This window comes from Alteromonas gracilis (assembly GCF_002993325.1).
In the GTDB taxonomy this organism is placed as follows: Bacteria; Pseudomonadota; Gammaproteobacteria; order Enterobacterales; family Alteromonadaceae; genus Alteromonas; species Alteromonas gracilis.
In genome coordinates, this window is the sequence record NZ_PVNO01000001.1 from 69911 (window position 1) to 92916 (window position 23006).

Annotated in this window: 18 protein-coding genes; 11 read left to right on the plus strand and 7 right to left on the minus strand. The window is 44.2% G+C overall.

Annotated elements, in window-relative coordinates; translation table 11 throughout:
• Positions 1–23: 23 nt before the first annotated feature.
• From fadR to C6Y39_RS00345, 4 genes are all read left to right on the plus strand, one after another.
• Entirely contained in the window at positions 24–734 is a 711-nt protein-coding gene (gene fadR / locus C6Y39_RS00330; protein WP_105929339.1) for a fatty acid metabolism transcriptional regulator FadR, read from the plus strand.
• Positions 735–1201: 467 nt separating this feature from the next.
• A complete protein-coding gene (locus C6Y39_RS00335) occupies positions 1202–3379 on the plus strand; it encodes a S9 family peptidase (protein WP_105929340.1) in 2178 nt (725 codons plus the stop codon).
• A gap of 170 nt (positions 3380–3549) precedes the next feature.
• Positions 3550–3909 carry a phasin-related domain-containing protein gene (locus C6Y39_RS00340; RefSeq protein WP_105929341.1) on the plus strand — a complete coding sequence of 120 codons (360 nt, stop codon included), beginning with the start codon at positions 3550–3552 and terminating at the stop codon, positions 3907–3909.
• A gap of 215 nt (positions 3910–4124) precedes the next feature.
• A complete protein-coding gene (locus C6Y39_RS00345) occupies positions 4125–4886 on the plus strand; it encodes a hypothetical protein (protein WP_105929342.1) in 762 nt (253 codons plus the stop codon).
• Positions 4887–4962: 76 nt separating this feature from the next.
• Here the strand turns inward: C6Y39_RS00345 and C6Y39_RS00350 are convergent, their stop codons facing one another.
• Together C6Y39_RS00350 and C6Y39_RS00355 are read right to left on the minus strand one after the other, a co-directional pair.
• Positions 4963–6399 (minus strand): hypothetical protein, encoded by a 1437-nt coding sequence (locus tag C6Y39_RS00350; RefSeq protein WP_105929343.1) that lies wholly within the window; start codon positions 6397–6399, stop codon positions 4963–4965.
• Between the two features lie 78 nt (positions 6400–6477).
• Entirely contained in the window at positions 6478–7938 is a 1461-nt protein-coding gene (locus tag C6Y39_RS00355; protein ID WP_105929344.1) for a DUF3336 domain-containing protein, read from the minus strand.
• Between the two features lie 422 nt (positions 7939–8360).
• Here C6Y39_RS00355 and C6Y39_RS00360 point away from each other — a divergent pair, with 422 nt between their 5' ends.
• The 3 genes from C6Y39_RS00360 (at position 8361) to C6Y39_RS00370 (ending at position 11758) form a co-directional block, all read left to right on the plus strand.
• Positions 8361–9569 carry a DUF445 domain-containing protein gene (locus C6Y39_RS00360; RefSeq protein WP_105929345.1) on the plus strand — a complete coding sequence of 403 codons (1209 nt, stop codon included), beginning with the start codon at positions 8361–8363 and terminating at the stop codon, positions 9567–9569.
• A gap of 73 nt (positions 9570–9642) precedes the next feature.
• Positions 9643–10308 carry a TetR/AcrR family transcriptional regulator gene (locus C6Y39_RS00365; RefSeq protein WP_105929346.1) on the plus strand — a complete coding sequence of 222 codons (666 nt, stop codon included), beginning with the start codon at positions 9643–9645 and terminating at the stop codon, positions 10306–10308.
• A gap of 10 nt (positions 10309–10318) precedes the next feature.
• Entirely contained in the window at positions 10319–11758 is a 1440-nt protein-coding gene (locus C6Y39_RS00370; RefSeq protein ID WP_105929347.1) for a wax ester/triacylglycerol synthase domain-containing protein, read from the plus strand.
• 24 nt (positions 11759–11782) lie between these two features.
• Here C6Y39_RS00370 and C6Y39_RS00375 read toward each other — a convergent pair whose 3' ends face one another.
• Positions 11783–12508: a DUF1439 domain-containing protein gene (locus C6Y39_RS00375; RefSeq protein WP_105929348.1), complete on the minus strand. Its 726-nt coding sequence runs from the start codon at positions 12506–12508 to the stop codon at positions 11783–11785.
• A gap of 214 nt (positions 12509–12722) precedes the next feature.
• Here C6Y39_RS00375 and C6Y39_RS00380 point away from each other — a divergent pair, with 214 nt between their 5' ends.
• Positions 12723–14375 carry a GMC family oxidoreductase gene (locus C6Y39_RS00380; protein WP_105929349.1) on the plus strand — a complete coding sequence of 551 codons (1653 nt, stop codon included), beginning with the start codon at positions 12723–12725 and terminating at the stop codon, positions 14373–14375.
• Positions 14376–14578: 203 nt separating this feature from the next.
• Here the strand turns inward: C6Y39_RS00380 and C6Y39_RS00385 are convergent, their stop codons facing one another.
• Positions 14579–15184 carry a TetR/AcrR family transcriptional regulator gene (locus tag C6Y39_RS00385; protein ID WP_105929350.1) on the minus strand — a complete coding sequence of 202 codons (606 nt, stop codon included), beginning with the start codon at positions 15182–15184 and terminating at the stop codon, positions 14579–14581.
• Positions 15185–15322: 138 nt separating this feature from the next.
• Here C6Y39_RS00385 and C6Y39_RS00390 point away from each other — a divergent pair, with 138 nt between their 5' ends.
• The 3 genes from C6Y39_RS00390 to C6Y39_RS00400 all read left to right on the plus strand — a co-directional run bounded on the left by C6Y39_RS00390 (position 15323) and on the right by C6Y39_RS00400 (position 18895).
• Positions 15323–16162 (plus strand): crotonase/enoyl-CoA hydratase family protein, encoded by an 840-nt coding sequence (locus C6Y39_RS00390; RefSeq protein ID WP_105929351.1) that lies wholly within the window; start codon positions 15323–15325, stop codon positions 16160–16162.
• 117 nt (positions 16163–16279) lie between these two features.
• A complete protein-coding gene (locus C6Y39_RS00395) occupies positions 16280–18322 on the plus strand; it encodes an NADPH-dependent 2,4-dienoyl-CoA reductase (protein ID WP_105929352.1) in 2043 nt (680 codons plus the stop codon).
• 210 nt (positions 18323–18532) lie between these two features.
• Entirely contained in the window at positions 18533–18895 is a 363-nt protein-coding gene (locus C6Y39_RS00400; protein WP_105929353.1) for a HopJ type III effector protein, read from the plus strand.
• A 71-nt stretch (positions 18896–18966) separates the two neighbouring features.
• Here the strand turns inward: C6Y39_RS00400 and C6Y39_RS00405 are convergent, their stop codons facing one another.
• The 3 genes from C6Y39_RS00405 to C6Y39_RS00415 all read right to left on the minus strand — a co-directional run bounded on the left by C6Y39_RS00405 (position 18967) and on the right by C6Y39_RS00415 (position 22961).
• Positions 18967–21132 (minus strand): ammonia-forming cytochrome c nitrite reductase subunit c552, encoded by a 2166-nt coding sequence (locus tag C6Y39_RS00405; protein WP_167390595.1) that lies wholly within the window; start codon positions 21130–21132, stop codon positions 18967–18969.
• Positions 21133–21294: 162 nt separating this feature from the next.
• Positions 21295–22515, minus strand: a complete 1221-nt coding sequence (locus tag C6Y39_RS00410; protein WP_105929355.1) for a retropepsin-like aspartic protease family protein — start codon at positions 22513–22515, stop codon at positions 21295–21297.
• Positions 22512–22961 (minus strand): acyl-CoA thioesterase, encoded by a 450-nt coding sequence (locus C6Y39_RS00415; protein WP_105929356.1) that lies wholly within the window; start codon positions 22959–22961, stop codon positions 22512–22514. The genes C6Y39_RS00410 and C6Y39_RS00415 overlap by 4 nt, the downstream gene beginning before the upstream one ends.
• Between the last annotated feature and the right edge of the window lie 45 nt (positions 22962–23006).

Consider the following 23006-nt stretch of genomic DNA (forward strand, 5'->3'; position numbering starts at 1 on the left):
CAAGAACGTGCAGGCGATTAGTTATGATTTATAAGGCACAGAGTCCAGCCGGATTCGCCGAAGAATATATTGTTGAATCTATATGGAGTGGAAGGTTTCCACCTGGCACCATTTTGCCTGCAGAAAGAGAACTTTCTGAGTTGATTGGTGTAACGCGAACCACACTGCGTGAAGTGCTTCAGCGTTTGGCGCGAGATGGATGGTTAACCATTCAGCATGGCAAGCCAACAAAAGTGAATAACTTTTGGGAAACTTGCGGATTAAACATATTAGAAACGCTTGCTCGTTTAGACCAAGAAGGTATCCCTGAACTTGTCGACAACTTGTTGGCAGCGCGTACAAACTTGAGTGCGGTATTTATCCGGGGCGCTATCCGAAACAATCCTCAAGAGTCTGCTGCAATTATTGCTCGATATAAAGACGTTGAGCAAGAAGGGCTGGCATTTGCTCAATTTGATTATCAAATGACTCATGACTTGGCGTTAGCATCGAACAACAACGTATTCGTACTAATGATGAATGGTTTCCGCGGTTTATACTCGCGTATTGGTGGTTACTTTTTCTCTCATCAGCAAGCGAGAGATGTTGCCAACAAGTACTACGCGGATCTTCTCAATGTTGCAGAGAATGGCTCGTACGAAAAAGTACCTGTAGTAGTAAGAAACTATGGTATTGAAAGCGGAAAGGTGTGGTCTGCCATCCGAGATGAAATGCCAAAAGACTTGGTCGACTAAGGTTTTTTTCCATTAGTTCGCATGTGGACACAAACAACCAGATAAATAATATCGCTAACATTGATTCGTTTAATCACGTGTGAGCAGTTGAAGTGCTGTAACAGCATAGATACAGGAATACGCCGCATCGCCTTTCAAAGCATGCGGCGTTTTTTATTCTTTAGTTTTTAAATCTATGTTGTGTCACTCGCACAAACACGATGTAGACGTAAACACGCACCTCAGTCTTAAATCACCTAGAGCAAGAAGTTTCAACATATTTTGTTACATATTCCCGCCTTACAGAGAAAGCGCAGGCATTGAGTATTGGTAGCGCGAATGTCCTAGGTATGTATACTCGATAGTCGAGTGTGCACTGTTTCGTTATCTTCAATGTGCACTGATGCTTTACTCGACTGTGCATTTTATCACGTTAGCATGTTACGAGCGTGTCGTTGAAAAAGAGAAGCGAACATTTAGGAAAACAAATGAAATATTTATGGATAGCCATTGCTGCGGGCAGTTTACTATCAGGCTGTAGCTTGGAAAACAAACCTGAAAACTTTGAAAAAATGCCAAAAAATACAATCACAAAAACCGTGCTTAATACCGAAACGCCTGCGCCTGTGGCGAAAAAAGTGCCTCATAAAATGGAAGCTCATGGTGTTACGCGTACTGATGACTATTATTGGATGCGAGACGACTCTCGCACCGACGATGCAATTTTGGCTCATCTAGCGTTAGAAAACAATTACGTGGAGACCGTGCTCGCGCCACTAAAAGATACCCGCGAAGCGCTTTTTGAAGAGCTCGTGTCTCGTATTGAAAAAGATGATTCTACCGTACCTGTACTTGATAATGGGTACTGGTACTACACAAGTTATTCGGGAGAGAACGAATATCCTGTATACCTAAGAAAGCCGACACTAGATGCCAATCCCCAGGTTTTGTTAGACGCGAACATCATGTCTAAAGGACATGATTATTTCAGCATTGGTTCTTATGCGGTAAGCGAAAACAACGCCTTAATGGCATATTCAGAAGATACACTCAGCCGTCGTATTTACACTATTTATGTGAAAAATTTAAAAAGCGATGAAAAGCTTGACGACGTTTTAGAGGGGACATCAGGAAACGTAGTATGGGCGAACGATAACACGCATCTTTTTTACGTCAAAAAAGACCCTCAAACCCTTTTGGGCTATCAGGTTTATCGCCATGAGTTAGGTACACCACAAAGTGACGATGTGCTGGTTTATGAAGAAAGTGACCCTACGTTTTATACTTACATCAGTAAAAGTAAAGACGATAGTGTTATTTACATACACCACCAAAATACGGACAAAACGGGGGTTTCAATTGTTGATGCAAACAACCCCACATCGCCTGCAAAGATATTTTTGCCGTTAAAAAATGGGCAAGAGTATAGCGTTGCTAAAGCTGAAGACGGCTACTACGTTCTGACGAATATTGACGCAAAGAATTTTAGAGTTATGAAAGCGCCGCTTGATGCCACTGGCGATGTGTCAAAATGGGAAGATGTCATTGCTCACCGTCCAAATGTGTTCCTACAAAATATCGAAGTAATGAAAAATCATTTGGTGGTAAAAGAGAAAGAAAACGGCATGCTTCGCATGGTGGTTCATAACCTTACGACAAATGAAGAAAAAGTTATTCCAACACAAGATCCCATTTATGGCGCGTATTTTTATGCGAACCCTGAAATGGACACGAGCACACTTAGAATTCATTACAGCTCTCTCACAACTCCTGCGTCTATTGTTGATATCAATTTAGATACGCTCGACAGTGAAGTCATGAAGCAAACCCGCGTTTCTGAAACGTTTGATTCGTCCATCTATAAATCGGAACGGGTTTCAATTGAAGCGCGTGATGGAACTGAGATCCCCGTATCACTGGTGTACAGAAAGGACAAATTTAAGAAAGATGGAACGAACCCGCTTTATCAATATGCCTATGGTTCTTATGGTGCGACGATTGACCCCACCTTCAGAAGCAGCTGGTTGTCTTTAGTTGATAGAGGTTTTGTGGTTGCGATTGCACACATACGCGGTGGCCAAATGCTAGGCCGTCAATGGTATGAAGAGGGTAAAATGCACCGTAAGATAAATACTTTTACGGACTTCATTGACGTGACTAAAGGGCTCATTGCTTCGCAATATGCCGATAAAAACAGAGTATTTGCAATGGGAGGTAGTGCAGGTGGGCTGTTAATGGGGGCAGTAGTGAACATGGCGCCTGAGCTTTATCGTGGGGTTAGTGCACACGTGCCTTTTGTTGATGTGGTGACCACTATGAGCGATGCTTCGATACCTCTGACAACGGGGGAATATTCAGAGTGGGGTAATCCAGCCAATAAAGATGAATTCGAGTATATGCTATCGTACTCACCCTATGACCAAGTCGAAAAGAAAGACTACCCGAACATGCTGGTAACAACCGGGCTCCACGATTCTCAAGTGCAATATTTTGAGCCTATGAAGTGGGTTGCAAAACTTAGAGAATATAAAACGGATGACAATTTGCTATTGTTTAAAACCGATATGGAAGCAGGGCACGGTGGTGCATCGGGGCGCTTTAAGCGTTTTGAGTCAACTGCCCTAGAATATGCCTTTGTTTTGCATCTTGCAGGTGTACCGCTTTAATTCGATGCTAATTTTTTGAAACTAGCGTTTGTATTTAAGCCCGAATAAGTCACCACTTTTCGGGCTTTCTTTATTTTTTGTGTTTTTAGTATGCGGATTCTAATTGTTAAGCGTAAAGTTTAGACATGGTGTTAAAACACACTTTTATTTAGCATTGATAGGAGCTCAATATGACGACTACAAACACAATCAAAGGCAAAATTAACGATGCCGAAGAAATGGCGCGTAAAATTTGGTTAGCAGGCCTTGGCGCTTACGGTAAAAGTGTTGAAGAAGCACAGGGGCGTTACGAAAAGTTAAGCGAAGAAGCAAGCAAAATGTTTGACGAGCTTGTAACCAAAGGCGAGTCATTAGAAGAAGATGCGAAAAGCAAAGTAAAGTCTACGACTAATGATGTTGAAAACCGCGTAGCTGATGTACGTAAGAAGCTAGGTCTTGATTCTGAGCCAGCAGATCAACGTATCGAAGAGCTTTCAGCTAAAATAGACGCGTTAACTGAAGCAGTAGCGAAATTAGCAGCGAATAAGTAATTCTTTGCTCTGTTGGGCACCGAAGGGTGCCCATTACGCATAGAGGCTTTTAGCGCACGTAATCGTGCTAGCGGCTTAGCGCAATTGAGTGACAGCGCCGCTTTTTATAATTTTTTATAAACGGTAGGGCAGAGCGTTTAAACCAGAAATTTATTGGTCTTATACGCACTATACCACTGCTGTCATGCTTACTGAATCTCCACCACGGAGGCATTATGAGCAACAAAACTATCCCTAATTCAACGTTACCATCTAGCCTAGACAAAGAATCAACTGCGGCTAACGGCACGGCAGTATCTCCTTTTAAATCATCACCACTATTTGGCTGGTTGTACGCGGGTACTGACCTGATAGCTGCGAGGCTCGACCAAGCAGCGGGCATGGTAAGCCAAAAAATTGATGACACTCAAGAAACCATAAACGCCATGCAGGCGAAAGGGCTCGAAGTTGAGAGTGAGCTGAGGCAAACCTTAAATCCGTTTGCATTGGTTGACGTTGCACAGAAGTTCGTAGCTTCCACCCCGCTCTTTTCTGTATTTTCTGGTGGACAAAGACGTCAGCAAAAAGAACATCAGCTAGAAGCGTTAAATGCGAAGGTTGATTTACTGGTGGAGCAGGTTGCCTTGTTGGCAGCAAAGGAAGCTGCAAAACAGGTGAAAGCTAACGAAGCAGTGAAAACATCAGCTACAGTGAAAAGTACGCCATCAAAAGCGAGCGCAGCAGCAAAGCCGACTCGCGCACGCAAAACAACTGCTTCTACAACGAAATCTGCATCTGCAGGCGTTACTGCCTCGAGTAAGAAAAGCGCAAGTTCGACAGCCAATAAAAGCGCTGCGGCTAAATCGCCGACAAGAAAAACCGCGGCTGCGGCTAAAAAAGAGGCGTCTAACGTTACGTCGAGTGGTGCTAGCAGCACAACTAAACCGTCAGCAACAAAAGACAGCAGTACGTCTTCTGAAACCAAGAAAAACGATTAGTCGTGCAATTTGTCGGAAGAAATAACGTATCAATAGGGTAAGCTTTTTGGCTTATCCTATTTACTTCTCTTGTTCCTTATTTATTTAATTTGGCCCACAAATTTTGATGCTTTTTAAATCCAAAGTAGTCATACGGTTCCCAGAAGCTGGGTACTAGATTATCGATTTCATCAGGTGTGAAATTGTTAGAAAGTTGACTCATGATTTGATTAAGCTTTTCCTTGCCCACACGCATCAGCTTTTTTCTATTGGCAGGAAAATAGAGGTTTTGGCTTTTTGAAATAACCTCATGGGCGCCACTCGTTATAAATTTCTGGTTTCTTGTGACTATTTTACACAGCGGCTCGGCTGGATTAGCAGGGTTTAGACCGATAACAATAGCATATTCATACTGGTCCTTTTCCTGACCATTATCATTTACCGGTATGAAAGTGATGCCAAAGCCTTGAGGAAAGTACCCTACTAAATCAATGAAATCCTGTGCCAATTGCTTGTTAAGCCCGTTCTTTTTGGCTAACTGCTCAATCAATAAATACCCTTTGGGTAAGCTGAGGCGCGAATAATCTGACTTCGTAGACAGTATAATTGAGACATATATTTGCGGAATTTTAACAATTTCGCCTAGTCCAGTCTTTGAAACAAAAGCGTCTTTGACAAGATTAAGCATGAAGTCTTGTGCTTCTTTATGCACCAATATAAATCTGTCTCGCTCTTCTTTGATATCACCAATATAGTTCGGGATACCCAAGCCGTCGCTCAGGTATTTAAGGGTAAAGTGATAGTTAAGCTTAAGAAGATCTTTTCTCTGAGATTCTTCGAGTAAACGAAACTCATCTAAGTCGCCGTTTTCTCCTTTGAGAATGGTTAGCGATGCAGGGCTCTGTAAACCTATGTCTTGCAGAAGTGCAGCTGTGATAAGCGGTCGCCCAAGTTCAACTTTCCATTTTTCCTGCCAGTAGCGATTTCCGCGAAAGCGCGATGAAGCTTCTCGGTATTTGGAGAGGTATCTGTGCGCGATAGTATCGTGTTCCAGCAAACGGTCAACAAGTCGCAAGGTTAATACCGCTTTATACAAGGGCTTCAAACGCATGTGAAGCCGAGCAAAATTTCCCTCTGCTCCTGGCGTAAGTAGCATAAGCGTGCCGAGTAACTTGGCGCTTTGTTGTTGAGTCTCTTGCCAGTTATCACCTTCGCTTAACTCGATTATTTTGTTACAAACAGCATCAAGACGTTCTAGCCTGGTAAGGCGCTCTTCCTCTAATTTTTCTGTACTATTTTTTATCTGCTTAGCAAGCTGTTCAGCCAGAATTTCTTTTTTCTTATTACCTTCAATTTTTTTTAGTTCGACTTTTAAATCGGTAATGTGATTTTCAAGCGAAGGCGTAAGGGAAAAGTAATGACGAGCATCCTCAAACACTGAACCGTAGCCAGCTTCTTGAGGGTATATCATATTGATGAGTTGTTTTACTTGCTGTGTGTAAATGCTGTCTGGGTTTTGGCTTTGTGCGCTCACCGTTATCCTTTAATTTGATGCTGCAAATAGCTGCTTGTTGTCTTACGCTAATCCAGGCTATGCAGTTTAGCTCATGCGTTACCTTACGACATGGCCTAACTCTACTGCTTCACGTTTCTTCAATTGACTTAAATGATACCGCAACTTCTCACTAATTTTGGTATTTCTTTTAATAACATGGAGTTGTGGCCATGACGCCCGTTCACCGCTATCTATCAACTGTGCGATACTTTCGCGGGTTGGATTAGACAATACATGCGACAAGTTTCTTATTTGTCGTTTGGGTAATATATTGATATTGCCCACGTATTGCTGATCAATGATAGAACGTACTTTGTGAATAGCCAGCTTTGCGTTTTTATTTCCGGTCAAACGCTCAATAATATCGATGGCGAAAATACTGTTTGTTTTGGCAAGCTGACCAATATGGCGCGCCGACATATCCCAAACAGAATTAGGATCGATACGGTTTGGCGAGATAAAAGGTACCGCCAAAGGATTAGTCTGACTAACAATACTGTGGTTCACGCCGTACAGCCTTGCTAGTCGCTCAAAGGGGAGGTCTGCCATTAACGAGCCGTCCGCAAAGCGTCGATTTGGAATGTAAGGCACAATATCTCCCGCCGGCGTTTTTGCACGTAGCTGAACGGGACTAAAAATAACCGGTACAGCGCAAGATGCCCTAACTGCTTGGGTAATGATGGCATTGGGCGAGGTTTTGGCATTTAACAACCGTGAGTGCTGGTGAAGATCAGCCGGAGAAACGGTTACCGTGATATGTCTCCCGGTTTTCTTAAACGCTTCTTCAAAGGTGGTAAGGTCAAAAAGCTCAATTAAGGCGTTTTCTAATACCGAACTGTCGAATAGCCCTTTTTTTCCAAGCCCTGCAAAGCTGCGCCAATGCTTGAACGTTTCGTAGATAAACTCGGCGCTCAGTGATTCACGCAGTTCATCATGGTTGCGGGTACCCAACATGGCCGCAATGATTGACCCAGCACTTGAGCCTGAAACCACCGTGGGCAATAGGTTTTTTTCGTTGAGTGATTTTACCACGCCAGCATGGAAGAAGCCTAAACCTGCGCCGCCTGATAGCATCAAACAGCTTCGACCAAAGGCATGCGCGGTTTCTTCAAAGAAAGAAAGCTTTTCGTAAAAGTCTACATGCTGCTCATCGGCGTGAAAAATTTGCTCTAGCGCCAGCGTCACTTCATCTATGAATTGTTCGACAAGATATTTAGTGCCGATTTTGCAGTGGGTAAGCAGTATCGGGTTGGCGATATTTCCCAAATTACCGTGAAGGCCTTCGTGAAGTATTGACATCAAAGCATGCAGGTCGCCTTTTCCTCTGGCTAGCTGCAGGCGTTGAACACGTTTGCGAATTAGCTTGTAATCGTAGTTTTCACTTTCGTCTTTTGCTTTCCACTCGTCAGCGCCCGACAGCGCATCATGAGCTAAGCAAGCGCCTTCATATTCATCATAATTTCTCGCATGCTCGATATCATGTTCTAATTTTTTTAATCGCAAATCGAATACTGCCATGACAAATACCTACAATGTTGAACTAGCAAAGTTATGCTTTGTTAACTGCTGTAATTTAAAAATAACAGCAATATAGTGCCCTTAGGTTTTGTAAATCGAACTCTCATCTAATGCTGAAGCTTATTCGCTAATAAGCTAGCTTTTACACCACACTATCCTTGAACAAACGGTACAAACGTGAATCAACGACGCACAACACCCTATACTTGCAGTTTATGAGCTTTATTTAGAATTCACTACCTAATAGCTAGATAACCAGAATTAATCTGCTATGAGAACGCATTAATAGATCTAGTTATTACTGTTTCACTTACTTGTTTTCAATCAACAATTCGAAGTAATTTTACTTTTTACGTTGACCATTTCATAAGCACTCAGTAGCCTGATGATGAGAATAATAAATTGGAACCCTTACTTGCAGTATGGAATGGAACCTTGAAACCCTGAGTTTGCTATCAATTCCTTTAATTAGCGCTATCGTTGGCTGGCTTACCAACTATCTTGCGGTAAAGATGATGTTTTATCCCATCGAATTTGTGGGCGTAAAACCTATTTTCGGATGGCAAGGTCTTATCCCTGCAAAGCGCCGTCAAATGGCGGAGATTGAAGTTGAGTTAGTTCTTGGAAAGCTTCTTAGTGTTGAAGAGCTAGCTCAGCGGCTCGATGCAGACGAACTCACCAAGGCTATTGAAAGGCGTTTAAGCCAAGTTATTCGCAAAGTCGTAAACGATGTAATGTCCGAATCAGCGCCACAGCTGTGGGCAGCGCTTCCCGTACAAGGTAAAAACCTGGTCTATCAGCGAATAGAAAACGATATTCCCAACGTGGTTCACAAAATGGTGGATGACTTCCAGCATAATGTCTCTGAAATTTTGGATATTAAGGAACTGGTTGTAGAGCAACTCGTTAATGCGCCGGAATTAGTCAACGAAATATTCCTGACGGCGGGCAGCAAAGAGTTTCCCTTTATCGTGCGTTCAGGCTTCTATTTCGGTTTCCTATTCGGCCTACCGACCATGTTGCTTTGGTATTTTTATCAGGCTTGGTGGATATTGCCATTAGGCGGTCTCTTGGTCGGTTATGCGACAAATTGGATTGCCATTAAAATTATCTTTGAACCTAAACGACCGGTAAAATTAGGGCCCATTACTGTTCAGGGCATGTTTTTAAAGCGCCAAAAGGAAGTGTCTGAAGTTTACTCTACCATCATAGAGCAAAAGCTTATCACGCCTAAAAATATCACCCACATTATCCTTCACGGTTCAGGTTCAGCGCAGTTACTAGAACTCATTGAGCTTCACGTTAATGATGCCATCGAGCGCTATGTCGCCATAGCGCAACCCTATTTTGCACTGGGCGTCGGTTCGGAAAATTATCACAAGATGAAAGCGCTAGCGGTGCGTCAAATATTCGATAATTCTGATAAATACTTGTTGTATGCGTTTGACTACGCCAACAATGCGTTGCAGGTTGGCCATGATCTCAGTGAGCGAATGCAGGCATTAAGCGTTGAAGAGTTTGAAGGGGTGTTGCGGCCAGCTTATCAACAAGACGAGTGGAAACTCATCGTGACCGGCGCTATTTTAGGTATGGTGGCTGGGATCGCCCAGCTTTATCTTGTTTTCATGTAGTAAAGATCATGCAGAGTGTTTTATACCGCAACGTTGCTATTTCATAGCTTATGTAAAAGGATTGGACTCAATTATGAAGACAGCGCAAAAAATATTACTTACTGCGCTTACGTTGTTTAACGAGCACGGTGAAAATACCGTGACCAGTGTAGACATTGCTTTAGAATTGGATATTAGTCCAGGAAACCTCTATTACCACTTTAAAGGTAAAGACAGTATTGTGAGTGCATTAATGAAAATGCACGAGCAACAAATGCATAAAGTATTGAATAGGGATAAGCTAGATACTCTTCACCCTGAAGAAATCATGTACTATCTTTTTTTACTTGTTGATAGCATTCACGTTTTTCGCTTTTTTTATCGTAGTCCGGCAGATTTAGCTGAAAAATACCCAGCTATTGTTCGTCCTCGCCAGCACATACTGACAAACTTGAACAAACAGTTGGCGTTTCTTTTTGACGCGTTAGCTCAGCAAGAAACACTCATCGCGACGAATTCAGATAGATCGTTACTAGTAGATTTAATCTCGTTGATTATAACTCAGTCGTGCCAATTCGATGAGTTAAACAGTCATATGGACAGTGCTATGCAGCGCTATCATGCGTTGTCGCTAATGATGGTGAGTGTATTACCAAGGCTGTCGCTTTCAGATGAACAGAAGCATCAACTTTCGCAGCTGCTCAACTCTCACGATTTCATGAGAGATGCTTCAACGCAATCCCCATTCGACTTCGCTTAGAGGAATAACCATGGCAAAAACGCTCAGTTTCTTAGATAAGTCATTTTGGATAACAGAATCAGATGAAAATCCGAAACATGTCGCTTGTTTGCAGCTACTTGCCATTCCTAAGGGAGCAAAAAGTACAGACTATGTTCCTCAATTGTTCCAAGAGATACGAAGTTTTGCTCGTGCAACCTCTCCATTTAATTGTGCAGTAAAAACCGTATTAGGTTATCCGGTGGGGTTTGCGCCCGTTAAAAAACTCAATATGGATTATCACGTTCAGATTCATCGCGTTGCTGATGTGAAAAACAGAGAAGCGCTAGATGGTTTCGTAGCGAGACTACATGCGTCACGTTTGGACCCCGATAAACCTTTGTGGCAATACCATTTCATATTTGACGATAATAGCGATACGTTTGCCATATATGCGCGGGTTCATCACATGTATGGAGACGGAGCGACACTGGTACGCTGGTTTCAAGCTGGCTACGTATCACACTCGCATGAGACGAAGTTTACGCCGGTCTGGGCGGTAAAGCGGCTTAGGCACAGGCGGCATGAGCCCATCAGTTTTTATAAACGCCTTGTTGGCGTCGGTTACGCACTCAAAACAGCTTTTGATTTATTAGTTATTTTTCTTCGTATCTTTATGAAGATTTTGCGGGTTAATCCCCACTATATGCCAGTTCCATTCACAGGAACAAAAACCGTACTTACCGGGCAGGTTAAAGCAGGGAGAGCGGTAGCGACCATGGATTTAGACTTTAAGCGAGTGAAGGCGCTTGCAAGACGTACTCGGTCGACTGCCAATGAAGTACTGTTATGTGCCTTTGATATCGGCGTTCATAAACTACTGCAAGATCACGGTCAGGTATTTAAAAAAGCCTTGTTCACCAATATGCCGATTAATTTGCGCAAACCCGGTGAGAAAACTACGGGCAATAAAATTGCCATTGTACCGGTTCAGCTCGCTCACGGCGAGACAGACCCCTACCTTCGACTGCGCCAAATTGTAGTCAATCATCGTATTGTAAAACACGCCGCTCAGCATGCCCGACCTGCAGCTTTTAGCGGCTACACCATTGTAATTCAATCGCTGGCATTAGTATTTGAATGGCTGAATCTATCAAGCGTAGTTAAGCCAATTGCCAACATTTTAATATCGAACGTACCAGGACCCAAAGATATCCGCTACTTGAAAGACGCTGAACTTCTAGCTTGCTATCCCATTTCAACGATGACACCGGGCGGCGGTGTAAACATTACGCTAATGACTTACGCGGGCACAGCGAACGTCGGCTTAGTATGCTGTAATAAAAATATAGAATCGTTGCAGCCGTTAGCAAGATACGTGGAAGAAGCGTTTGATATGTTAGAAGCGAGCGTGGACGACCCAAGGCTCAATATTGAAGACATCGGCGAACAGGTAGATATGGTGCCGGTCTCCATTGTTTCAGATCACTAGTATGAGTAACTTTTAGACTGAGTGTTATTCAATGAGATAGAAGCGCAGTACGTCGTCTTCTACACGTACGTTTTGACCTAGTTTCGAGAAGAGTACCTCGCGCCAATGGTCACCACGCATAGTGTGGCTTAAGTCTTCTTGGTTAATTTGATTTTTTATCGCTCTATTAATGTGGGGAATGTGGTATTCCAACACTGCTTGTTTTGAGCCCGTTAAATAGACCTGTAAATAGTCTACAGCAATACCAGACGTTCCGGCGCTAAAAATCGATAGTGCCGACTTTAAAGAGCCACCAAGCAAAGAGTTAACGCTTTTAGGGAAAAATCGCGACATCAGAAATTGCGTGTCTTTAATCAACGCGTAATCATCGTTAACTAGAGTGACACTGTCAGTGAAAAGGTCGGTTAAATAAAGCGTGCTCATGTTTTTGTCGTAGTAGGGCGATGCCGATACAGTGAACACCACGTGAGCGCGGTAAATAGTTGTAGAAGCTACCACTATATTAAGCGCGGCAAGACACTGAAGACCAATACGGTTGTTTGCGTTATCTAGCGTAATGTTGCCTTCAAGCACGGTAACCGTACCGGTTCCCATTGGGATGTCGAAAGTGAATGAGTAGGGGAAACTGACTTTTACAAGGTCGTGAAGCTCTGACTTCGTGAAATCTTCGTGCGTCAGCTTGCCCCATTTCACAAGCCATTGTGCCAGGTACACTTTGCATTTGTCTTTGAAGGATAAGTTATTGGTCAAGGTGTATTCTTAGCCTAATTTTTCTAGGCAGTGGCTTGTAGCTAGATAGTCTAATGTAATGCATATACCGATATAGCAGTTAAGTTATCAGGATTGTTAGATTTTTTAAATCTAACAATTTAATTCTTTTATTGATGAAGTATTGTTTGCTAATCTGGTCGTACCACAACTTTTTATTAACATTTATAAAACTTGCCCTCAAGGAGTTGGCGAAATGAGCGAAGTACTCAGCAAATACGATTACATCATTGTAGGCGGGGGCTCTGCGGGTGCAGTGCTTGCCACTCGGTTATCGGAAAATCCTGCGTTAGATATTTTGCTATTGGAAGCTGGCTCAAAGGATACCAACCCACTTATTCATATTCCTTTTGGTTTGTCTCTGCTTAGCAGGTTTGAAGGTATTGGTTGGGGTTATCATACGGCCCCTCAAAAAGAAATGTATGACAGAGAGCTGTTCTGGCCTCGCGGTAAAACCTTGGGCGGCAGCAGTTCAGTCAACGCCATGTGCTATATTCGAGGGCAAAAAGAAGACTACGACCGCTGGGCTAATGAAGAAGGGGCCGAAGGCTGGTCGTTCGACGATGTGTTGCCGTATTTTAAACGCTCTGAGAACTTCGAAGAAGGCGCAGACGAATACCACGGTACAGGCGGGCCGCTAAACGTGAGCAAACTGCGTCATACAAGCGTGCTTTCAGACGCATTTGTAAATGCAGCGTCATTCGCCGGTTACAAACAGCTCGACGATTTTAATCGCGACGAGCGGGAAGGGCTTGGCTTTTATCACGTTACTCAAATAAACGGGCAACGCTGTTCTACCGCTAAAGGTTACCTTTCTCAAGCTAAGCACCGAAATAATTTGACGGTGCTCACGAAAGTTGCGGCAGAGAAAGTGCTGCTTAAAGAGGGCCGAGCTATCGGCGTTCAAGTGCGTGAAAAAGGCGCGGTAAATCGTTACTTTGCCAAAAGCGAAGTCATCTTATGTGGTGGCGCTATTAACTCGCCACAACTGCTTATGTTATCTGGTATTGGACCACGCGCTGAGCTGGAAGAAAAAGGTATATTCGTCCAGCAAGACTTGCCGGGTGTTGGACAAAACTTGCAAGACCACCTGGATGCAATAGTACAGTATACCTGTAAAGCACGGGAAGGATACGCGGTAGCCTTCGGTGCGCTACCTTCTTACATGAAAGCTAGCGTTGACTACGCGTTCAAACGAAATGGCATCCTTTCATCAAATGTTGCAGAGGCGGGCGGGTTTGTGAGCTCTAGTTTAGCCACACAAGGCCCAGACATTCAGTTCCATTTCTTACCTGCAATTTTGAACGACCATGGAAGACAGTTAGCTTTTGGTTACGGTTACGGCCTTCACGTATGTTGCCTATATCCTAAAAGCCGCGGCACTATCTCGCTTCAAAGCAACCATCCTGCTGACCAGGCACTTATCGATCCGAATTATTTGTCTGCAAAAGAAGATCAGCAAGTCATGATTGAAGGCGTGCGTATTGCCCGAAAGCTACTATCTGCACCAGACTTCGACAAGTTCCAAGGCAGTGAGCTATACCCAGGGGAAGATGCGCAAACCGATGAAGAAATATTAGAATTTTTACGTGAGCGAGCTGAAACCATCTATCACCCAATAGGTACGTGCAAAATGGGCAGTGACGACGATGAGATGGCAGTGGTTGATACTCAGTTACGGGTAAGAGGTATAGCAGGTCTTAGAGTCGTAGATGCTTCGGTGATGCCTAGCTTGATTGGCGGCAATACGAATGCACCCACCGTCATGATTGCTGAACGTGCTGCTGAGTTTATTAAAGCGACCCACGAAGGTCAGCCTGTTTCTCTAGCTAAAGTGGAATCTGCTTAAACAGGTGTGAAAGTTAGGAGCGAGGCGCTGTCTCGCTATGGCGCTTGCTAGACCTTCCCGAAGGGGGAGTTTAAAATGTCCGTAACCTTTGTTATGTCACCTTGATGTTGAACCACTATACCTGCGGTAACACGCCGCGATTACGAACATTTTAACGCTCGCTGAGTGGGTAATTATCTCTGCGGACTGGTATTAAAGCCTGATTACGCCTGCTTCTGCATAAATAAGTCCGCTGCACAATCACACATTTCTTTAATATGGCTACTGTCAGCATAGATACCGTCAATCAGTAACCTTGCAATGCCATGTAACGTACCCCACGTAACCTGAGCTAAACGAAGGGCATCTTGATTATTCGGCAGCAACCCTTTTTCTTGCCAATAGCGGGTCATGGTCACCTGAAACTGAAAGCAGGGGAATGCCACGTTTTTCAGGTCATTAGTGGCCGCTTGATTCTGCCAGATAGTACGACCAAACATTAATTCATACATCTCGGGGTTGTCGGCAGCGTAGCCAATGTATTCATGCACAAATTCGCGAAACCGAACCTGTGGCGTTTTGTCTTCTTGTTCGAAGATTCGTTTAGCTGCGGTATGCCAGTCACTAAAGCCTTTGGCCGCAATAGCGCTCAGCAGCGCACTCTTATCTTTAAAGTGATGATAGGGCGCAGTACGAGAGACGCCGGCATCCTCAGCCAGCTTTCTCAGCGAAAGACTATCAACGCCATGCTCAGATAATCGCGCAGTAGCAGCCTCTATGAGGGCACTGCGTAAATCACCATGATGATAGCTTTGTACTGCATTGGCCATATATCAAATTTTTCCATTGTTGCAATTGGGACGAATAGATAACGTTTTATCTTGACAGTGTCAACATAGCCTTTTATCTTGACGCTGTCTAGTTTGCAAATTTGTTAACAGGAACAGCCCAAGGAGACAGCGCAAACCATGAAGTACTCTACATTAGAAGTAAAACAACAGGGCCATATTGCCCACGTAGTACTTAATCGCCCTGAAGCAATGAACAGTATGATCCCTGAATTCTGGACAGAGCTGCCGGCGGCCATTCGTGAAATTGATGACGAGGGTCAAGCTCGTGTCATAGTTCTTTCATCTACAGGTAAGCATTTCTCTGCTGGTATGGATTTATCGGTCTTCTTGAATATGAAAGAAGATTTTAAGGGCGACCCATCGCGAAGAGCAGAACGCATGCGCCGAATGGTAATGCTGCTACAAGATAGCTTTACCGCCATTGAGCAGACACGTATGCCGGTTATTGGCGCTGTTCAGGGCGGTGCAATTGGTGGTGCAGTAGATTTACTTAGTGCATGTGACATGCGCTATTGCACCCAAGACGCTTTTTTTACCATCAAAGAAACACAGTTAGGCATGACGGCGGATGTGGGCACGCTTCAGCGCCTGCCAAAGCTTATTCCCATTGGCATAGTGAAAGAGTTGGCGTATACCGGTCGCAATTTTGGTGCCGCAGAAGCGCAGCAACTTGGTTTTGTAAATCAGGTATTTGACGACCAGGAATCAATGCTAGATGCGGTGATGAAAATAGCGCAGCAGATAGCAATGAATTCGCCGTTAGCAGTTTCAGGTACAAAGACTATGATTAACTACGCCGCGGAGCACACCGTGGCAGAAAGCTTAACCTATATGGCCACATGGCAGGCGGGCATGTTCCAAATGGAAGATGTGTTTAAAGCTATGGAAGCGCAGAAGACCAAAACGCTGCCGGACTATCCGCCTCTACACCCAGCGATTAAGAAAATGAATTCGTAAGTGTATGTAATTAATTGAATTTTAGAGCGTCTTCACAGAAAAGGCGTATTAGACAAGAATATTTAAACAGGCTTTTAACGGCTTTTACCGAGCCAAAACCACTTTCAGGAATGTATCATGAATCAGACCGTTACCGATCATCCCGTTTACCCTCATTTATTTCGTCCGCTTGATTTAGGTTTTACCACCCTTAAAAATCGCGTGCTTATGGGCTCTATGCACACGGGTTTAGAAGAATTACCCGACGGCCACAAACGCATGGCGGCATTTTATGGCGAGCGTGCCAGAGGTGGTGTAGGTCTTATCGTTACAGGCGGAATTGGGCCGAATGAAGAGGGCGCTACACACCCGTCAACGTTTCGTTTAAATACAGACGAAGCAGTGAAAAACCATAAAGAAGTGACTGACGCTGTGCATATTGCGGGCGGCAAAATTTGTATGCAGATTCTGCACACGGGCCGTTATGCATATAGCCCTAAGCTTGTGGCACCGTCTGCGGTTCAAGCGCCAATTAACCCGTTTAAGCCAAAAGCACTTGAAGCTGACGAGATTGAAAAGCAAATTAAAGATTTCATCACTGCCGCAACTCAAGCCCAGCGTGCGGGTTATGATGGCGTTGAAATCATGGGGTCTGAAGGCTACTTCCTAAACCAGTTTATTGCAAAACGCACTAACCACCGCGACGATGAGTGGGGCGGCGAATACGAAAACCGAATCCGTCTGCCGATTGAAGTAGTGCGCCGCGTGCGTGAGGCGGTAGGTAAGAACTTTATCATTATCTATCGTTTGTCGATGCTCGACCTTGTTGAAGGTGGCTCTACTTATGAAGAAGTCGTACAGCTTGGCAAAGAAATCGAAAAAGCGGGTGCCACTATCATTAACACCGGTATTGGCTGGCACGAGGCGCGTATCCCAACTATAGCAACTAAAGTACCCCGTGCGGCATTTACGTGGGTAACGGCTAAATTCCGCGAAGCACTTTCGATTCCGGTAATCACATCGAACCGTATCAACACCCCTGAAGTCGCTGAAGAAGTGTTGTCTCGCGGTGATGCTGACATGGTGTCTATGGCGCGTCCGTTCTTGGCCGACCCTGACTTTGTGCGCAAGGCGCAGCAAAATAAAGCCGATGAAATCAATACCTGTATCGGCTGTAACCAAGCCTGTCTAGATCACGTATTCAACGGCAAAATGACCAGCTGTTTGGTAAACCCTCGTGCGTGCCACGAGCTTGAAATTAACGTAAAACCAGCAGAAACCAAAAAGCGTATTGCAGTTGTAGGTGCAGGCCCGGCGGGATTAGCTGCGGCAGTCACCTCTGCCCAGCGTGGTCACGATGTTGTCATTTACGATGCCTCTAGCGAAATTGGTGGTCAATTTAATATCGCCAAACAAATTCCTGGCAAAGAAGAGTTCTACGAGACGCTGCGTTATTTCAAACGCCAGATTGAGCTTCACAAAAACATTACCCTTAAACTGAATACCTATGTTGACGCCGCCACGTTAAATGATGAAGGGTTTGACGAAGTAATGGTAGCAACGGGTATCAAACCACGCACGCCAGCGATTGAAGGTATTGAGCACGAAAAAGTGCTGACCTATATTGAAGTATTGAAGGAAAAGAAACCCGTTGGCAATAAAGTGGCCATTATCGGTGCCGGTGGTATTGGTTTTGATACCGCTGAATACTTGTCGCATGGCAAAGAAACGCCAAGCCAAGACATTCCTGCATTTATGAAAGAGTGGGGCATTGATATGACCTTCTCGGCTCGTGCGGGTATTGAAGGCGTTAAGCCGCAGCCAGAGCCATCGCCAAGAGAGATCTTCCTACTACAGCGCAAGACCACAAAAGTTGGCGCGGGTTTAGGCAAAACAACGGGATGGGCGCACAGAGTAGGCTTGCTGGCCAAAGGCGTTACCATGATCCCTGGCGTAAGCTACGATAAAATTGATGACGAAGGGCTACACATTACGGTAGAAGGCAATAGCCAAGTATTGCCAGTTGATAACATCATCATCTGTGCAGGCCAAGAGCCGATGCGAGATATCGTTGAAGGCTTAAACATGCCTTATCACTTAATTGGCGGTGCTGATGAAGCGTTAGAGCTAGACGCAAAACGCGCAATCGACCAAGGCACGCGAGTGTGCGCTGCGGTTTAAATAACCAGTAAACTAAACCTGGTCAGAATGATGATCGCCTTATTAAGAGGTGCTTCAGATTGATAATAAACCCCTCTTTTTTCGGAGGGGTTTATTTTTTCTAGCCGCCGAAAGCTGTGATTTTATGAAAATACACAAACCACACCTGTTTTAGCCTGTTGAAGTTATCTAGATCTGCTATTATCGTTCCCTTTTTTCAATGAGATAAATATGACGTTCAGCAACACTCAAGACTTAGTTCAAGCCGTTAACAATTCACCAGAGACTATCGAGTTTAACGATGTTATCGCGCTCGTTGATAGCGCGTTTGCCTTTACGCCAACCGCTTTCACCAATGGTGATGTAACAAACGAAGCTAACCAGAACAATGGCTCATGCAAGCTGCTTGCACTGGGTCAGCATTTAAAGCTAAATCAAGCACAAACACTGGCTTTATTTGGGCGCTTTTATCGTGAAGACGTGCTCAATAACCCTGAGGGTAACGACCACGCCAATATCCGCAACTTTATGAAAATAGGGCATGAAGGCGTGGCGTTTGAGACGTTTCCTTTAGTTGTAGTAAATGCTGATTAGTGATTTTTGGTAGGTAGTACGCTTGCCCACTTAGACATACAAAGCATTATCCATGCAATGCAGCAAGTTGTTTATCGTCTAGATTTCGACTGAAATAAGCGATATGACGCTTCATCGCCTATTTTTTGTGAAAGTGACACCCCTAAGCTGATAAGCGAATTATCAGGCTGCCTCTTTATGGCTCGTTTTAGCACGTTGAGCGCGCTTTCCGTTTGTCCAACACTATCTAGAGCAAGGGCGTAAATATACCAATTTTGTGGGTTGTCAGGGCCAAGTTCTGTTGCTTGTTTAAATAGTGCAACTGCAGTTGGTTTATCCTGTTTACGTACATGCAGCATGCCTAACGAATAATGGATGAGCGCGCTATTAGGTAAATTGCTCATTCCATCAAGTAGGGTTTGTTCTTCTAACAAAAGTTTATTTTGAGCGCGATACAATTCGGCCAAGTTGATGTAGTTCGCCTCAAAGTAAGGGTCTACTGTTAGACCTTGTTTTAGCAGCTTTTCTGTTTGATGAATATTGCCGAGCTGATATTCAACCAGACTTTGATTGAGGTTACCTTCGCCCCGCCATTGATTTACGGTATTCGACAACCTAAGCTCTTCTAGCGTTTTTTTGAAGTTCGGTGTGTTAAAGCCCAGACCTAGCAAAATATTAGCTGCCGTTACTCGTATAGCTTTATATTTATCATCAAGTAGATTTACGTACGTTTTCGTTCGTTCATTAGGAAGAAGAGCACGACCGGCTTGCGCCGCCCCAAGTCTTAGCAAAGGCTCTTCATGCAGAATAAATTTCCGTAAATCTTTATCAGTAAGTGACTGGTTTGACGATGCCAACAAGCTCAGCGCAGTAGCCCGTTTTATAACTGGAAGAGAAGACGAATGGGCGATACGCAGCACAGCTTGTTTGCTATGAATATTACCCTGCATAAGAGAGATATAGTTTTCTTCTTGTTTGTTTAGTGTAGAGTCTTTGCCATACCAGTTGATTAACTTTTCTGATACCCAATCATTATCTTGGTCGTGACAGTTTAAACATGCGTTGGGTGCACCAGTGGTCGAAGAAACGTTGGGAGTTGGAATACTAAAGCTATGATCCCGCCGTGCATCTACACCCATATATGTGCGCGTGGGCATGTGGCAATTTACGCACTGATTTGCATCTTCACTACCCACATGCTTTGTATGCTTTTCACCTTCATAGGCCGATGCCGAGTGACACTGAAGGCACAAACCATTTCCCTCCATTTTGAGTTTCATAGAGTGGGGATTGTGGCAGTCTAAACAGTTAACACCAGCTTCATACATTCGACTTTGTAAAAAAGAGCCATAAACATAAACCTCTTCACGTATTTGCCCATCAGCAAAATATAACGGTGAAATAAGAAGCGAGGGTGAGAACTGGTCGAGGAAAGATTTTTTAGGGTCGATTCCATCAGAAAGTGCGGAGCGCAGAGAGTGACACGCAAAGCATGTTTCCATAAACCGATTGTCTCTTTTTGCAGGAATAAGCTCGCCATTTTTTTGTTCGTGCCAAGCGGCGATATTGCTTCCATCTTTTAACAGCCACTTTCCAATTGCTTGTTGTTCATTAAAAGACAAATCGTGGGAAGTGAGCGAAGGCCGATGGTGTTTGGCTTCTTCAGCATGGGTAACGTTACCCTTTTTATTTGATCTGATGTCATTAACGCTTTTTGCATTTGCAGCATAATGCGATGCCATATCACCGTGGCAGGATGCGCACGACACATTGATTTCATCAAACTGGCTGTCGAATGTAAGCGTCTTAGTATCAAAATTACGCTTTAAACCGCTTGAGTGACAGTCTGCACACATACCATTCCAGTTTTGCATCGGTTGTTTCCAATGCAATCTGTCTTTAGGAGTAATATCTTCAGATGAATAATTGGGGTACCAACGTTGGCCGCCTTCTGATTTGTCTCGAGCATCCCAAGCAAAGGGAAAAACTTGAAGCTTACCTGCTTGCGTTTCAATAAGGTATTGCTGCAAAGGGAAATGGCCAAAGACATAAGCTATCGGATAGGTCTGTGTACTTCCTGCTTCTGTCAACTCGGCAAAAAATTTATTGTCGTTTTTGAAAAAGCGTGCGCTTTGCGTAAAGTGGGTTATCGAAACATTATCGAAATTGGCAATTATGTTTTTATCAGTAGCATTCGCCATTGCTTTTGCGTGGTCTGATTGTTGCCACAGCGTCACTTGTTCCTGATGGCAGCTCACACACTTGGCATATTCTTGTGCGTGTAAATTTTTAACTAAACTTGTTAGAAAAACTATGCTGAAAAGAAAAACTAAACGTGGCATTACAGCTGCTGTCTGAATATTTATGAGATCGCTGCACTCTACCACAGAGACACGAGCAGCGTTAAAAAAGTGTGCGAGCTAATTATCTCGCTCTGTCAAAATCAGCTCGCTAGACTGGGGCATTATCGCAAAGTCAAATTGACCTAAGATATTCATTCCCAGTAACCCGTCGGCATCGGGTAGTGCGTCCTCGGGAAGAACAATGGCAGAGACATCATTGAACTCGTAGCCAGCAAAGTAAAAGCGAGGTATTTGTACCAGTGGCGCTTCAATAGTTCCTGATGCAGTTCTAACGTTGAAGTTGCCAATAAACGTGAGGTTTCGCATACGGCCCAAGCGAGCAAATAATCGTGACGATATTGCTGTTGTACTGGCACCCGTATCTAAAATCATGGTGGCTTTTTGATTAAGCGCCTTTGCCTCAAGACGATACTGATCGCCAATGCGTTCTAAAGCTACACGTGTTTGATATCGAGCCGCGTCCGAGCTTGTGGGTTCGATTTCGATGTTGCTTGGTGTGGTGTTTGCGCTGGCCATATCGCGCATTTCATAGGCTTTATCGCGAATGATATTGGCGTCTCTGTCGTTTAACGGCAGAGCGGCGAGTACATCTTCCATCAGCGTAAGCTTTTGCTGGTAAGCGTACGCTTCAGCCAAATTGAGGGTGTAGTGTTTAGCGTCGGGTATTCGCTGATACAAGGGCTCATTTAACCTGGCAACTAGTTCCCATTGTTCGTCTTGACTTAACTGCGTTTGCGCCTGCTGATATAAAGTGGCAATTTTAGTGTCGATAAACGAGAGCGTTTCAAGTGAAAGAGGCAATTCAGCTAAATCGTAATAGTGTACCAGAGCCGTTGGAAGCGGCTTCGTCATCTCAATCAGTTCACCTTCCAGTAACAGTAGCGATTCGTTGAGCGGGTCATTTTTTAAATAGTTGGTTAGTTCAGTGGCGAGTAACGCATATTGTCCGTCATCGAGCAGAGTAGTTAGCGCTGCTATATCATTTTGGGTAATCTGTCGCGAAGTTGAGCGCAGATCTTCACGATCATTTGGCGGGACGTGAGCACCGTCAGCGTTTGAAGAGGTGATGGTGGAGCGTTTTTTGTTGAATGACTCTGCATTGCCCGTTAACTGAGTCTTGCTTTCTTGCGCTGCCTCATGTTGTAAACGATGCTCATAGCTTGCCTCCGGCTTATAAGCACTGTCATTGTGCTGCTTTAAGCTAATCCATAGGTAAACATTGATGCCTAACGACACACATAGAAACAGTGTAAGCAGAACTGCGAGCCATCTTCTCATTGTTGTAAACACGCCTGACCATAAACGTCTACAAACTGCTTAGGCATCCGTTTTGGCGCGCCTGTATCAAGGCTAACGCACACAAATGTGGTTATGGCATCGAATACGGCTTTGTTTCGCTTTGGGCAGATAAACTGAAATTGACGCTTTAAAGTCAGTTTGTTGTCACAATGCACTATCCACGTTGCACATTCTAACGTATCACCAAGATGAGTTGGCTGGTGATAGTTAAGTTCGTGACGCTTAATAACCATGCCGCGGTTTAGCGCCTGATAATCGGCAAACTGTAGGCCGAGGGCGTTTGAATGAGCCCATGCCAAGCTTTCGACCTGAGACAGGTATGCCACATTGTTCACGTGTTGATAGTGGTCTATGTGCGTTTCATCAACATGCCATTGCTGTACATAGGGGTTGTCTAACATCCAATTAAGCGTTGGGTTGCTCAAATTTTTTCCTTTCTTCCAATCTGTTTTATATCTAACACTACTTCG